This is a genomic window from uncultured Acetobacteroides sp., assembly GCF_963667355.2.
Classification (GTDB): Bacteria; Bacteroidota; Bacteroidia; order Bacteroidales; family ZOR0009; genus Acetobacteroides.
On sequence record NZ_OY763328.2, the window covers coordinates 2,459,513 to 2,473,802 of the forward strand.

Consider the following 14,290-nt stretch of genomic DNA (forward strand, 5'->3'; position numbering starts at 1 on the left):
TATATTACATTTTTGTCAGCAACAGTTTTCCAACCTCAGGTACAGCGTATAGCCTTTTTGCGCTCTTTTTCTCAGATTTTACAATCTCTTGAGCCATTGCCAACCTCAGGTCATTTGGTATAGTAGGCAGCTGAATAAACTTTTTTAAATTTTCGAATTGCTTATCTGTCAGCTCGGCCTTTGAGGATACCAAGTAGTTTGTTAGGCGTGTAAGAATCACGGAGAGGATGTCTAGCCTTTTCACCTTCCCTTCAACAAGATCCTCTATTCTATTACGGATCGGCTCAAATTTCGAGGCTTCCAGTATCTCTTCTGGTGTAACGAGTTTGGCCAAATCCATCGAAACAAAATTGATAAAAGAAATTGCTGTTTGAGGATCCAAACAACCATCTGCCAAAATTTTAACTATGGTCAAGTTGTCCTTTAGATCCCGAATTCGTTTGATTGAACAAAAAAATTGAACTAATGAGCGGGGGGTGGTTCTTCCTCCTGTGACTATTTCGGGATAGGCAAGTACAAAGGCAATCCCTCTTGGGTCTACATTCGAAAATTCGGCCCACTTAGCCCAGCTTTTCACATCAAACTCAAGCGTAACATGCATCATTCGTGTCAGCATTGCATCATCCATAGATGTAACAGAATAGTCTCCTCCATCAGGATTAGCCGTTAGCACAATCATCCATTTCGAAGGTAGCTTCCAGCTCACCAGCTCATAGTCTTGTAGCAGCTGCATTATTCCCCTTAAAATCCGATCATCTGCCCGATTTACGTCGTCAATTAGAAAAATGCCAGGCCCTTCTTGTTGTGGTACCCAGCTCGGAGGTACGATAGATGTTTCTGTGCTACCGCACTCTTTCGTTGTAATTTTGGGCATTCCAACCAAATCTCCCATTTCCTCAAATTGGGCAGGCGCGATATAGCCAAAATGGTATCCGTTTTTTTTGGCATACTCCTTTATAAGCTGAGTTTTTCCAATTCCATGCATCCCCCATATGCATAAAGGTACAGGAACGGAATCCTTACGGTCGGGAAAACTTTCAAATAAATGGTTTAGCAGGCTTTCTATTTCTAAACTCGATACCTTAGCGCCGTAAACTTGGTAGTCAAATTGCTGTTCCTTACTCATACTACAAAATCTTTGCTTTCCGTCCTTTTAAATTCGTAAAATGTTCACTTCCTATTGCAATCCCATTTTTGCTAATCACCCATAAAACAGGCGCCTTAGAAACAATCGTGGGAGACATTGCCATTCCATCTGTAAAATATACTATCCCATCTGGATGAAACTCCTCATTGGCAAATTTCAAAGGTAAATCAAACGATGTTCCGCCCCCACCATATACAACATTGGGATGCACACCCTTGTACCAATACTTTTTGTGAATAACAGAATCGCATTCTACTATGAAAACCTCGGCCCCTCGTTTCCACATAAACCTAACTTCCGAAAAAAAATCTTTGAGTTCGTCTAGCAAAATACTTCCTGATGTATCCAATACAACTAATATTTTATGTCTCTGTACGATTTTGAGGCCTGGGTTAGTTCCATACCTTTTAGATGGTTTTCTTAGCGTATTCTTAATTCTTGTTCTTACGCTACTTTCCGAAAACAGTCGAAGAACTCTTCTCCAATCAACAATTGGCTTATTATTCAATAGAATTTCGTCAATTCTAATACGCACGCCATGAGGAATCTGCGAATAGTTTTTTTCGGAAGTTTTAGAACGTGCTATTTTGATGGAGTTTTCTAGCTGTATTTCAAGTAGTTCTCGCTCAGTGGTAGACATTACATTAAATTCATCCCATGTAGCATGCCGCTCTAATCCATGGTTTTGCTTTTCTATACTCTTCAAATTTTTAGCCGATATGCTATCGCATAGTCCAATGTGATTATCAATGTCCTCTTGGAGAACATTTAGCTTCTGGTAGTAGTAAACGTATGTTTGATCTTTTTCTAAATCTAAATCGGGGAATGTATCCAAAAAGATAGAATACTCCGGTAAATGATCCGATAAAATATATTGGTTAACAACTAGGTCCATTGCGATATTCAACAAAAGCGAATTCTTACCATTCTCCTTTACGTTTCTTAGTAAATGGTTGAAAATTAGATGTAGCACTTCGTGTTTTACGACTCCGTAGCGATGCTTTTGGTTGGTTAAAATGGAAGACCAAAAATGTTCATTGATTATTAGCACAAAAGAATTATGCCTTAACCCTACGGCCATTGTAGCAACGGAATGCTGCTTAGGTACAACCTCCTTATTTAATGTAGAAAAAAAATGAGCATAAAAAGGTTCCTTTAAAAGTAGCTCTATGCTCGTTTTGGTAACCTCTTCTAAAATATTCAGAGACATCTATTAATAAGTTTACGAATAGGTTTAATTATAGCATAAACCTTACTACTGTTATTTTTGTCAAGACTTATTGTTGTTTTATTTATTCGATATAAGTTATCGAACTTTTGAAACAGCTACTGCCAATCATTCAGCCTCATCCAATTCTCTACAGAACATTCACAAGTAAATATTTCCCTCTAATTCTTTCGTAGCAAATATACTTAATCACTTTCTTGCTTATGAATACTATCAAATTTTGTATGTAATTAGGGTGGCAATATAGCGATTCTAAGCTGCGGTTGTGCGGCGGTTGCAGCAAAAATGGGGCGGGTAAAGATATAACAGGGGTGTTTGTCGGCAACCTCTCCAGGAACAACAAAAAATTGCTGATACCAGCTCTGTGACGAATAGGGTGGGGGGATGTATAGGAGGGAGGGCCCGCTACTTTGCGAATACATTTGACCCCTTTGGAGTTGTTTTACCGCTTACGGCCTAATTCTCCGAGTGAAACTCGGGGCTATTAAGGTTGAAGCCCTTTGGGCTTCTGGTTGTAGGTTATTGTAGCTTGTTTCTATGCAGCAGTAGCTGCTACTTTCCTTGTTTGGCTATGGGCTCCTGCCACAGCCGAACTGAGGAGTAAAGTAACCTTGCGAATAACCAGAAGGGCTTCTTTTCAGAATCTATCGGATTGCTCTCCAGCTTAGCTAGGCTGAGCAGAGGGAAGCAGGACATTACCCTCCTAAAACGTCATAGAGGCTTCTTTTATATGCTTGCTCGCTAAATTGTAAAACTCCTCTAGCGTGTTCTTGTGGCTTAAATCGTTATAAATAAATGAGTACATCTCTACTCTCGACTCTTTTGCATTTCGGTTTACCTTGAAGTAAAGGATCCGTACATACCGTTCTAGGGTATTACCGCCCCAGCTATTTACTGCTAAATCTGAATCGTTGCATAGAACAACCACTAAGAATGAATCGGGATTTAAATCAAACACCCCTCTTACATCAAATTTGGGAGTTTTAATGTTGGCAATGCGCTTTTTGTACTGTATAAATAGGAAGCTGTACTCGGAGCTTACGTCTTTCCCAACTAGATAGTCAATTTCATCGGTGCCTGTTGTTCTATAGCTTAAATCGGTCTCTAGCTTCTTTAAAATACGCTTTAGCCTAATAGGCTTAATAATATTTGTTGTTATGCGTTTTATTTCGAGAAATAGCAGAGCGATGCCAAGAATACCTCTCATTACTAGTAAGTATATTAGATGTGATTAATGGGTTTTATCGTATTCTTCCCAGTATTTATTTTCGAGCTTCCTATTTACGATACTTTGGTATATTCGGATGGTAAAGTAGCCTGGAATTACACAAATTAGCGGGATTATAAGCAGGAACAGGCGTGATATGTTAACGATTCTACCCGACATTAGGTAGAATATAAATATGAAAATGAAAAGGGATATGGCGGAGGCTAATGGGTATATGATGTACAATGCTACATCCTTCTTCTCATTTTGCCGATTATCAACATGGGCTAGTATAAGCGAGAGTAGTAACCCGATGGTGCCATATAGTGCTACATAAACGGTTACGCTGAAGATAATTAGAATAAAGTACGTCAGAAAGAAAAAGTAGTATACCATAAAAGGATTTCCGTATCCTTTTTGCGGAATGTTATGCTCCATTATTGCCTATTTGGATTGGTTGTACAATTTTAGGATCCAAATCTAGCTATATTATTCTACCGTTAGTTACCAATGGCTGCATTTGGCATGGATTTCATGTGAAAGTAAATGTCCTTTTAATGGTCACATGCAGTTGGTATTGCAGTCTTTCATCAACGTTGGTGAAAGACTGCACTCATTCTTGTTTCGCTTTTACAATCTGAGTTGTTTTTACCGCTTACGGACTAAAACCCCGAGTTTTACTCTAGGCTATTTCCTTGTTAGGCGAAGGCTTCTGCCTTCGTCAACTCTATCATTGCAGGCATAGCCTACAGAATAGATTCGGCTGAGGCAGCAAAAAACAAAGCGCAGCCGTTGGTATGGCTGCGCTTTTATGTGGTGGTGAAAGCTTGCTGCTTAATGGCGGTCAAAGACCGCTACTTAAGCTCGACGGAATTGTAAAATGCGCCGAGCCTCGTGCGGTTAATTGAGATTGCGCTGAACTGGGGTTTGCGTGCCTGCGAACTTATCAACCGATAAGAACTGCTGCCTGTGGGCGCCACACTTAGCAAACCGCTTAAACCCCAATATTAATGACCGCGTGTTAGGCGTAGTTTTTGCATTTTCCAAATTTTATTTAAACGTTCACTCCAAAAATATAACCAACTAATGCGGATAATCCCATTGCAATTGTTCCCCAAACTGTAATTCTTAAAATAGCTTTTAGAATACTTGAACCACCTGTCTTTGCAGCCATCGTTCCTAAAATAACGAGAAAAATTATTGTAAAACCATACAGCCAATATTCCATACCTTTTATTGGTGCAAAGAGGATTGTTAAAAGGGGTAAAATACCACCAACAGTAAATGCCGTACCAGACGCTAATGCTGCTTGTATTGGGTTAGCTTGGCTAATCTCATTAATACCTAATTCATCTCTAACATGTGCACTCAAAGCATCTTTTTCCGTTAATTCAATAGCTACTTGCATAGCAGTTTCTTTTTTTAGTCCCCGTTTTTCATAGATTTGAGCCAATATATTAAGTTCTTCTTTTGGCATTTCTTTAAGTTCCTTCATTTCTCTTTCAATATCTGCTTTTTCTGTATCAGTTTGTGAGCTTACCGAAACATATTCTCCTGCAGACATTGATAAAGCACCAGCCACAAGACCTGCTACTGTTGCCAATATAATTGGCTCTCTTGTTGTACTTGCTGTTGCAACACCAATAGCAAGACTTGAAATTGAAATAATTCCATCATTTGCCCCCAAAACAGCTGCTCTTAGCCAATTACTTCTATGTATATAATGGCTGTCCAAATAATTGTCTATTGTTATCATTCTTTTTTTTGTTTGGTTGTTATATAATTACGCCTAACTCGTTTATAACCCCAATAAAGCTGTGGTTACCCATCCATTTTGGGCGTATAACCCTAGCTCCTGTTGCATTTATCCACTTAAACCGTAAACCCACCACCCCGAACGGGGCGCAAACGAAGTGCTCTTCAACTACCATGCTTACCTTAGGCTTACCGATTATAAGTAGGCGGGCAATTTAGTTATTATACGCTGCGGTTCTGCGGCAGGTGCAAGTTTATTTTAGCTTAGCCAGTAAAAGGGCAAGCCTTGCCAGTGCTACGTGGAGGTTTTTGCCCGTAGGCGTACAGGCGAAGCTACGGGGTAGCTAAGCGCTTCGCAAATCCGACTCACCCCAAATCCCCTTCTCTCCGAATGGCATTAGAGAGCCTGCCCATACCGTAAGCGGCATATACTTGCCATTCGCAAAGAGGGGGGCAGCGGCACGGATATAAGCTGCAGCTTAATCGGAGCGCAGGAAGTCCCCTCTTTTGGCCGAGCAGGCTTCGCCTGAGTAAAGAAAGCAGAAGCCGAAACGTTCTTTTACTGGTAAACCAACCACTCGGCTAAGAGAGGGGATTTAGGGGTGAGTTGGGAATGGGCATGACAAGGGGTACTTCCTTTAAGAGTGCTTGAAGGGTAGGGGCAGGAGTCTCAGTCGAACTGTGGCATGTAGCTCCAAATACTGGCGGAAAGCCCATTTTGCAGGTATTTAAGCTTATTGAGCTAAACGGTGTGTGTTAAAATTGAGTGTTTCCGCGCTGTTTGTGGTTAATTTGCTGAGATGCAGCGGTTACAGGCTGCTTTTCGTACGAAAAAACTGGTGAGCTACTCGAAACCTCTGCATGAGATTAGCTTACATTTGGGTATTTGAACGATTCAGAGCGTTACATTTCCATTTATGGCGATAACTTTTAGAAAAAAAATGAGGAATTGCCCCCGAAAAATGAAAAACATACGGAAAAAATGGGAAAGATGGCTCCGATTATTGGTTCCTATACTCGTATAGCTGCTACCGGGTCGCTTCAAGAGCGTGAACTTTGCATGTTTTGGGTGAACTCTTTAAAAAAACGGCGAGCTACTGCTCGAAAATGGGGTGATGCTCGTTGTCTTTTGCTTACTCATTCGAAAAAATCAGCTACTTCATCAAAAAAATGAAATACATCCCTAGGATTTACAAAAACATTCGGCTGCAAAAGCAAAACATTTTGAAAAAGCTGCACACTCGCTTCTAAAAAATAGGCTACATGGGCTTGCAACAGCCTAACCATTGCTTGTTTTGGGGTTACTTCTCAAAAAAATGGTATCACTGTTAGAAGAAAACGGATAACATTGCTCCGAAGTACAATTGTAAGTCCCTGATTTTGGATTACTATGCCTTGAATTTCGGTTACATTCCTTCGGAAATGGGTGATATCCTTCTAAAAGTGGATGACTTTATCAAAAAAACACCATCACTTCTCTATGAAACGCAAGAATTTATCGAAAAAAAATGGATCACATCTTCTTGATTTCGCCTACTTATTCTGAAAAACGGTGATGAATATGTATTTCGTGAAGGAGCTTAGGTTGTTTTTGGGATTGTAGAGCTATGCGCGGGGATTTACCCGACATTTGCGGTTTGCTAGGCGATAAAATACTTGCTGCGGTTTGCCCTCAGCGGTATGGGCTACCCTTTCCACTTTATGTTGCACCCGATGCTCGGAAGCTGCCTCTCATCCACCTTTTTGCCCGCAAGAACCGCATCAATAGCCCTGCGCAGGTCGCTTCCATCTACGGGAATGGAATTGGAGGGGCGTGATCCGTCGAGCTGACCTCGGTAAACCAGCTTCATCGTTCCATCAAAAAGGAAAAAGTCGGGCGTGCAGGCGGCATGGTAGGCGCGCGCCACATCTTGGGTCTCGTCGTAGAGGTAGGGGAAGGGATATTCCAGCTTTTGTGCTACCTCTGCCATCTTTACGGGCAAATCTTTGGGAAACTCCTCTACATCATTCGCGCTTATGGCAATGATGCTAACGCCTTGGGGCATGTAATCGTAGGCAAGCGCCACCAGCTGCGGGTTTACATGCTTCACAAAGGGGCAGTGGTTGCAGATAAACATAACGAGCGTTGCCTTTTCCGACTTCAGCCCGTCGAGCGAGCGAATTTGCCCGGTGAGAGGCTCTACAAGCATAAACTTTGGGGCTACCGTACCCAGCGGCAGCATATTCGATTCGGTTGCTGACATGGCATTTGGTTTTTTTATACTTTGGTAAACAGATTTGAAATAGAATGGTTCAGCGTTTTATTTTGGTAGATGTTTGAGTTCTTTGTGGTTTTTAGCACAGAGGCACAGAGCTACAGAGAGCACGGAGATTTTGTATTTGTGGGCTTTGAGGTTAATCTTAAGAGTTACAACCCACCCCTTGCCTCCCGCCAAAGCGGGAGGATTCACAGCGTTGAATAGGCGTTGGTAGTAAATGTCGTTCTTTCGCTTGCCTTAGCAATTATATTTGTGTCCTTTATGCTATCCTTTGCGCCCTTTGTAGTTAATCATTCGGATACATGTACTTGTTTTGTCCTTTGAGGTTAACCCAAAATCCGTGTTCTAATCTAATTTGCTATCTTCGTAGCACGATTACCATTTACCGATACTCCCGTGAAGCTTTGTATTGCCGAGAAACCCAGCGTTGCCAAGGAATTGGCGGAAATCTTGGGCGCCAAGTCGCGCCACGATGGCTACTACGAGGGCAATGGCTACTGGGTTAGCTGGACCTTCGGTCATCTCTGCACCCTTAAGATGCCGGAGGACTACCATCCCGATTTAAAACGGTGGAGCCTCTTTACCCTGCCCATTATTCCGCAGCGATTCCAGATTAAGGTAGTCGACGATACGGGAATCCAGAAACAGTTCAACACCATCAAGCGCCTCGTTGGCGAATGCGACGAGGTAATTAACTGCGGCGATGCCGGACAGGAGGGAGAGCTCATTCAAAGATGGGTACTCTCGCTTGCGCAGAACACTAAGCCGCTGAAACGGCTATGGATATCGTCGCTTACGGCAGAAGCTATCCGCGAGGGCTTTAACAAGCTTCAGGAGGGCAGCAAGTACGATCTACTTTTCCATGCCGGGCATGCCCGAGCCATAAGCGACTGGCTCTTGGGCATTAATGCCACCCGATTGTACACCACAAAGTACAGCAACGGCAAGGGGGTGCTCTCCATCGGGCGAGTTCAAACGCCCACGCTGGCGCTTATCGTTCGCCGCCACCTCGAGATCGTCAATTTTACCCCCGAAGCCTACTGGGAATTGAAAACGCTCTACCGCGGCGTAATCTTCTCTGCAACCCAGGGACGCTTTGCCGCTGCCGACGAGGCTGCCGACATCCTCGAGAAGATTCGCGAGAGCCTCTTCACCATCACCTCCTTCGAAAAGAAGAAGGGAACCGAAGCGCCGCCACGCTTGTTCGACCTAACGTCGCTTCAGGTGGAGTGCAACAAGAAGTTTGCCTTTACCGCCGAGGAAACGCTCGGCTACATCCAAAGCCTATACGAGAAGAAGCAGGTATCGTACCCCCGCGTGGATACCACCTTCCTTCCCGACGACGTATACCCTAAGATTCCCGGTATTCTCAAGGGACTTAAGCCCTACGAGACCTTTACCGAGCTGCTGCTGAAGTCGAAAATCAAAAAGAGCAAGAAGGTTTTCGACGATAGCAAGGTAACCGACCACCACGCCATCATCCCAACGGGCGAGTTCAACCCCAACCTCACCTACAACGAGAAAAAGGTGTTTGACCTCATCATCCGCCGCTTTATTGCCGCCTTCTACCCCGACTGTATCGTCTCCAACACCACCGTGCTGGGCGAGGCTGCCGAAATTCCGTTTAAGGCAACGGGTAAGCAGATTTTGGAGGATGGATGGCGCATTCTTTTCAAGAAGAAGGAGGACGATAAGGAAAATGATGACGAAAACCCTGCCGATAAGGACGACCAGCTGATGCCCGAGTTCGTAAAGGGCGAAAGTGGTCCACACGAGCCGGGAGTTCAGGAGAAATTTACGCAACCGCCCAAGCCCTACACCGAAGCAACGCTTCTCCGCGCCATGGAAACCGCCGGAAAGCAGGTCGACGACGAGGAATTGCGCGATGCGCTCAAGGAAAACGGAATTGGACGTCCATCAACGCGGGCGAACATCATCGAAACGCTGTTTAAGCGGAAGTACATCCGCCGCGTGCGTAAGAATTTGGAGCCAACAGTTACGGGTATCGAGCTAATTCAGACGATTAACAACGAGCAGCTAAAATCGGTGGAGCTAACCGGTATTTGGGAGCGAAAGCTACGCCAAATTGAGAAGGGCGACTACCAGGCAACCGACTTTTTAGCCGAGATGAAGGAGATGGTAAAGGCGCTTGTGGTAGAGGTGATCACCGAAAGAGAGGTTCATAGCATCACTATCGAGGAAGAGCCTGCCGCAAAGGAGGCAGAGGGCGAATCGGATGGCAAAAAGGCAAAAGCAAAGCGCGAAAAGAAGCCGAAGGACGACAAACCTGCCGAGCTTACCTGCCCTAAGTGCAAGAAGGGAAAGGTGCTGCAGGGGAAAACCGCCTATGGATGCAGCGAATATAAGAATGGATGCGGTTTCCGCCTCTCGTTCGAACAGTTTGGCAAGAAGCTAACCGACAAGCAGGTCGAAAGCCTCATCGCCAACGGAAAAACTTCCAAGATTAAGGGTTTTACCCTTGATGGTACCAAGTGCGAAGGCATCCTTACCCTTAACGCCAATGGCGAAGTGGAACTGCAGCGCGACGAAATCCCTGCAAAGGAGAAAAAGTTTGAATATACAGATGAATTTACCTGTCCTTCCTGCGGACAAGGAAAAATACTGCAGGGCAAAACCGCCTTTGGCTGCAGCCGCTGGAAGGAAGGCTGCACCTTTAAGGTCTCCTTCGACGAGATTGAATTCAAGTACCCTAATAGAGAGTTGAATTTAATGTTACTGGACGAATATTTGAGGAAGGATGATTAAGTTTTATTCTTTCACTTTAAAGATTCCTTCATCTAACTTCATAAAATCATGCTTACCCCCGATCCTCGCCAGTTCCTATTAAAGGTAGCCAACACCCGCATGCCCTTTGGCAAGTACCAAGGTCGATTACTTGTTGAACTTCCCGAACCCTACCTTGTGTGGTATAAGCAGAAGGGCTTTCCAAAGGGAGAGCTGGGACAAATGCTGGAGCAGATGTACGAGATTAAGCTGAATGGCTTAGAAAGTCTCATTTGGCCGCTGGTAAAACGGTAGAAGTTCTTCAAAAAAAGCGAGTAGGCGTAGTTAAAAGAAATACCTCAAGTGTATTCTTTACAGGATATTGCGCTATATTCGCCACGCTAACATCAAAACGTAACATGCAGGACCATCGGAAATACTTGCGCATACTAATCCTAGTTTTGCTGCTTATCCCGCTCTTTTTTATGGTGCGCTATGGCTATAATGCCATGAGCAACAAGAAAACCCTTGCAACTATCAAGGATGGGGTTTGCAGCTTAAAGGGTGAGATGGAGCCTGGAAAGTTTTACGGGATGAACGGCAATGTGGAGTTCTACTGGAATAGGCTAATCTCGCCCAACGAGTTCAAGATATCAGCGCCGCAAAAGGATGGTTACTTAAAAATTCCCGGATTATGGAACGGGAAAGAGGTAAACGGTAAGAAGATTGGAGGACAAGGTTGCGCCACGCTTCGTTTTTGGCTCAACCTAGATAGGAATAAGTCGTACGGGCTTAAAATCCGGGAATTAGATTGTTCCTATCGAATTTTTATTGATGGAATGCTGAAAGCCGAATGCGGTAAGGTCGGTAAATCGGAGGAACATACAGAGCCAAGCTGGCATCGGCGCGAGCTTTACTTTTACACATGTAATAGCTTAACCGAAGTAGTTATACAAATATCCAATTTTCAGCATTGGAAGGGAGGACCCGAAGACACCATGATACTTGGGCAGGCTACTGATGTTGTCGATCTCAAGCAAAAGGTTGTTGGTTCCAACTTCTTTATTTTGGGCGTGTTTTTGGTGATGGCGCTCTACCACTTGGTGCTCTATCTCTACAGGCGAAAGGACAAGTCGTCGCTGGTGTTTAGCATCATGTGCTGCATTATTACAATTCGATTGCTCACTACTGGGGAGAAGCTGATATTTTTATTTTTTCCTCAGCTCGATTGGTTAGTTGCCGTAAAGTTCGAGTACTTTTCCTACATATTGGCAGGACCTGTTTTCCTTCACTTCATCGAGCAAATCTACCCCACGCTTACATCATCAAAAATACTAAAGGTGTGCTATGGGGTGGCCGCTTTTTTTGTGGCGATAGTTTTAATTCTTCCCTCAACTTACTTCACCTACACGCCAATTGCCTATCAGTTCATTCTTCTTGTAGAGGGCGGCTATGTTTTCTACATTTTGTTGATGGCAATCTATTGTAGGTATAGCAATTCGTTAGTGCTGCTATTGGGGTATTGCTTTTTGTTTGCGGTGATGATGAACGATATCCTGTTCTACAATGGCATGGTCGACACTTCGTTTCTAATGCCACTGGGGTTGTTTGTTATGGTTTTCTCGCAAGCATTTGTGTTATCCAAGAAAGCCTCCGTTGCTTTTTACGATGTTGAGATTCTATCGCGAAAGTTGCAGCAGTACAATAAGGAACTGGAGGATGTTGTGGAGGAACGAACGCAATCCATCTCGTTTCAGAAGCAGGAAATCGAAAGTAAGGCAGAAGAGCTTAAGCGCGTCAACGAAAAGCTGGTAAAGGTGGATAGGCTTAAGAATGCGCTTACCGCCATGATTGTGCACGATCTGAAGAATCCCCTAAACATGGTGCTCAACTACTCGAACGATGCCAAAATTACATCGGCAGGCCAGCAGATGCTTAGCTTGGTTCAGAATATACTCGATATTCAGAAGTACGAGAATGATAAGATGATGCTTAATAGGCATAACATTCTTATTGGAACGGTAGTGGAGAAATCGCTCTCAAGTGTAAGCTACTTTGCAGCGCAGCATGGCATTAGCTTGGTAAATAAAATCGCTGCCAACATAGAGCTGGATATTGATGCCGACGTAGTAGAGCGCATTTTTACCAACCTGCTTACCAACGCGCTGAAGTATACCCCCATGAATTCGGAGGTGGTGCTTTCCTGTGCAATTGATGATGGTAACATACGATTCTTCATTACGGATAAGGGACCAGGAATCCCGATGGATAAGGGGGAGTTGATCTTCGAAAAATATGGCAGCTACAACGAGCAAATGTTGGGGCGAGTGAAGCCAACTGGGCTTGGGCTGACCTTTTGCAAGATGGCTGTTGAGGCTCATGGGGGAACAATTGGGTTTGAATCGGAGATGGGGAAGGGGACGCAGATGTGGTTTACGCTGCCATTGTCTTCCAACCAGAAATTGGAGGAATTAGAACCAAACATCAGCGAGGAATCCGTCCCTAATGTATCGTATGAGTTGCCAACATTCCAAAGCGACGAGGAGAAGGTTGCCTTTCAAAAGGTGATATCATCTTTGCTGGAAATAGAGGTTTACAAGGCATCGCGGATTCGCAAGGTGCTTAGCAACGAGATGCCCAAGGGGAATCCTTCCATAATGGAATGGATTGATACCCTTCTTTCGTCGGTGTGGACCGGTAATGAGCAGCGCTATACGCAGCAGCTAAAAGCTACTGCGCAACTTTTACATTAGAAGGGGTTAGCGGCAGCGAAAACCAAATGGAGGTGCCTTTTCCTTGATGGCTTTCGACATTTAGCTGGGTGTTGTGGAGGTCTAGAATTATAGCTGCTAGCTTTAGGCCAATTCCCCAGCCTTTGGTGCGCGACGAGTTTGACTCGTACAAGTTGGCAGGTGGAGTGGTAATGCGCTTAACCTGTTCTTCGCTCATCCCAGCCCCTGTATCGGATACTTTTACCACTACAGCATCTTTTTTTACTGAGGAGGATATGGACACTTCGCCTCCGGCATCGCTAAACTTGATGGCGTTGGAAATTAGGTTGCGGATTACTGATGCTATAAGCTCCTTATCGAAGCTTGCCGTTGCATCTTCGACCGAAAGGGTTAGGCGAACCTTCATCTCGTTGAGCGTTGTGCGGAATAGGTTCGTGCTCTCCTCTATGGTGCATTTTATGCTTTGCGCTTTGGGGTGATAGAAGTTGGTGCTTCCCGGCAGCTTAATCCAAAGCAGAAGGTTGTTCAGGAGATCGCAGGTTGCAGCAGCCTGCTCTTCAATTTGGGCAAGGGCGTCAACTCCCTGTGCGTTGTTGTTGCTGTTCAGCTCGTCTATGGTCACCTTGGCGAGGTACTTAATGCCGTAGAGCGGGCTTCGCAGGTCGTGCGCTATGATGGAAAGCAGCCCCTCCTTCTTCCTGTTGAGGTCGAGAATCTTTTGGGTGCTCTCCGAGAGCTTCATCATGGTGTTGAGGCGGGCGTTGAGCTCAATCTTATCGAACGGCTTGCGGATGTAGTCTACGGCACCTGCCTCCAACGCAGCCTTCAGGTGCGCGGCGCTCACCATTACCCCGGTGCACATGAGGATGGGGATGTGGGAAATCTTTTCATCTTCCTTTACCATCCGTATGAGGTCGACCCCGTCCATGCCCGGCATCTCCCAGTCGGTGATGATGAGGTCGGGGACTTCGTCCTTGATAATGGTGATGGCCTTTACGGCATTGTTCGCCAAAAGGATGTTGTAGGGCTGCTCCATCGCTTCGATTGACTCAACGATGAGCTGAAGGTTGTCGGCTTCATCGTCAACAATCAGGATCTTTTTATAGCTCTCGGTTCCCATTCTTCTCTAGTCTTTAGCAAGGCTGCTCCAAAAGTATACTTTTCGGCAAATAAAGCTACACGAATGCGGCGATTTTGGATAAAATGTTAAAGGGGTGATGTTTTTATTAAGAAAGCATG

Annotated in this window: 10 protein-coding genes; 3 read left to right on the plus strand and 7 right to left on the minus strand. The window is 44.5% G+C overall.

Annotated elements, in window-relative coordinates:
* Positions 1-4 precede the first annotated feature (4 nt).
* The 6 genes from ACHZA1_RS10185 to ACHZA1_RS10210 all read right to left on the minus strand — a co-directional run bounded on the left by ACHZA1_RS10185 (position 5) and on the right by ACHZA1_RS10210 (position 7,580).
* Positions 5-1,126, minus strand: coding sequence for an AAA family ATPase (locus ACHZA1_RS10185; RefSeq protein ID WP_320051773.1), 1,122 nt, complete (start codon positions 1,124-1,126; stop codon positions 5-7).
* A 1-nt stretch (position 1,127) separates the two neighbouring features.
* The gene (locus ACHZA1_RS10190; protein WP_320051774.1) at positions 1,128-2,357 is read right to left on the minus strand and encodes a VWA-like domain-containing protein; all 1,230 of its coding nucleotides are present in this window, start codon (positions 2,355-2,357) and stop codon (positions 1,128-1,130) included.
* Positions 2,358-3,078: 721 nt separating this feature from the next.
* The gene (locus ACHZA1_RS10195; RefSeq protein ID WP_320051776.1) at positions 3,079-3,582 is read right to left on the minus strand and encodes a hypothetical protein; all 504 of its coding nucleotides are present in this window, start codon (positions 3,580-3,582) and stop codon (positions 3,079-3,081) included.
* A gap of 24 nt (positions 3,583-3,606) precedes the next feature.
* Positions 3,607-4,020, minus strand: a complete 414-nt coding sequence (locus tag ACHZA1_RS10200; RefSeq protein WP_320051777.1) for a hypothetical protein — start codon at positions 4,018-4,020, stop codon at positions 3,607-3,609.
* Between the two features lie 616 nt (positions 4,021-4,636).
* On the minus strand, positions 4,637-5,338 hold the full coding sequence (locus tag ACHZA1_RS10205; RefSeq protein ID WP_320051778.1) for a VIT family protein: 702 nt from the start codon (positions 5,336-5,338) through the stop codon (positions 4,637-4,639).
* Between the two features lie 1,684 nt (positions 5,339-7,022).
* The gene (locus ACHZA1_RS10210; RefSeq protein WP_320051780.1) at positions 7,023-7,580 is read right to left on the minus strand and encodes a thioredoxin family protein; all 558 of its coding nucleotides are present in this window, start codon (positions 7,578-7,580) and stop codon (positions 7,023-7,025) included.
* A 411-nt stretch (positions 7,581-7,991) separates the two neighbouring features.
* On the opposite strand from ACHZA1_RS10210, the gene ACHZA1_RS10215 reads away from it, so the two are divergent.
* The 3 genes from ACHZA1_RS10215 (at position 7,992) to ACHZA1_RS10225 (ending at position 13,072) form a co-directional block, all read left to right on the plus strand.
* Positions 7,992-10,361, plus strand: a complete 2,370-nt coding sequence (locus ACHZA1_RS10215; protein ID WP_320051781.1) for a DNA topoisomerase 3 — start codon at positions 7,992-7,994, stop codon at positions 10,359-10,361.
* Positions 10,362-10,409: 48 nt separating this feature from the next.
* Positions 10,410-10,634, plus strand: coding sequence for a DUF3820 family protein (locus ACHZA1_RS10220; protein WP_320051782.1), 225 nt, complete (start codon positions 10,410-10,412; stop codon positions 10,632-10,634).
* Positions 10,635-10,828: 194 nt separating this feature from the next.
* On the plus strand, positions 10,829-13,072 hold the full coding sequence (locus ACHZA1_RS10225; protein WP_320051783.1) for a sensor histidine kinase: 2,244 nt from the start codon (positions 10,829-10,831) through the stop codon (positions 13,070-13,072).
* Here the strand turns inward: ACHZA1_RS10225 and ACHZA1_RS10230 are convergent.
* The gene (locus tag ACHZA1_RS10230) at positions 13,050-14,171 is read right to left on the minus strand and encodes a hybrid sensor histidine kinase/response regulator (RefSeq protein ID WP_320051784.1); all 1,122 of its coding nucleotides are present in this window, start codon (positions 14,169-14,171) and stop codon (positions 13,050-13,052) included. The genes ACHZA1_RS10225 and ACHZA1_RS10230 overlap by 23 nt on opposite strands.
* Positions 14,172-14,290: the final 119 nt, after the last annotated feature.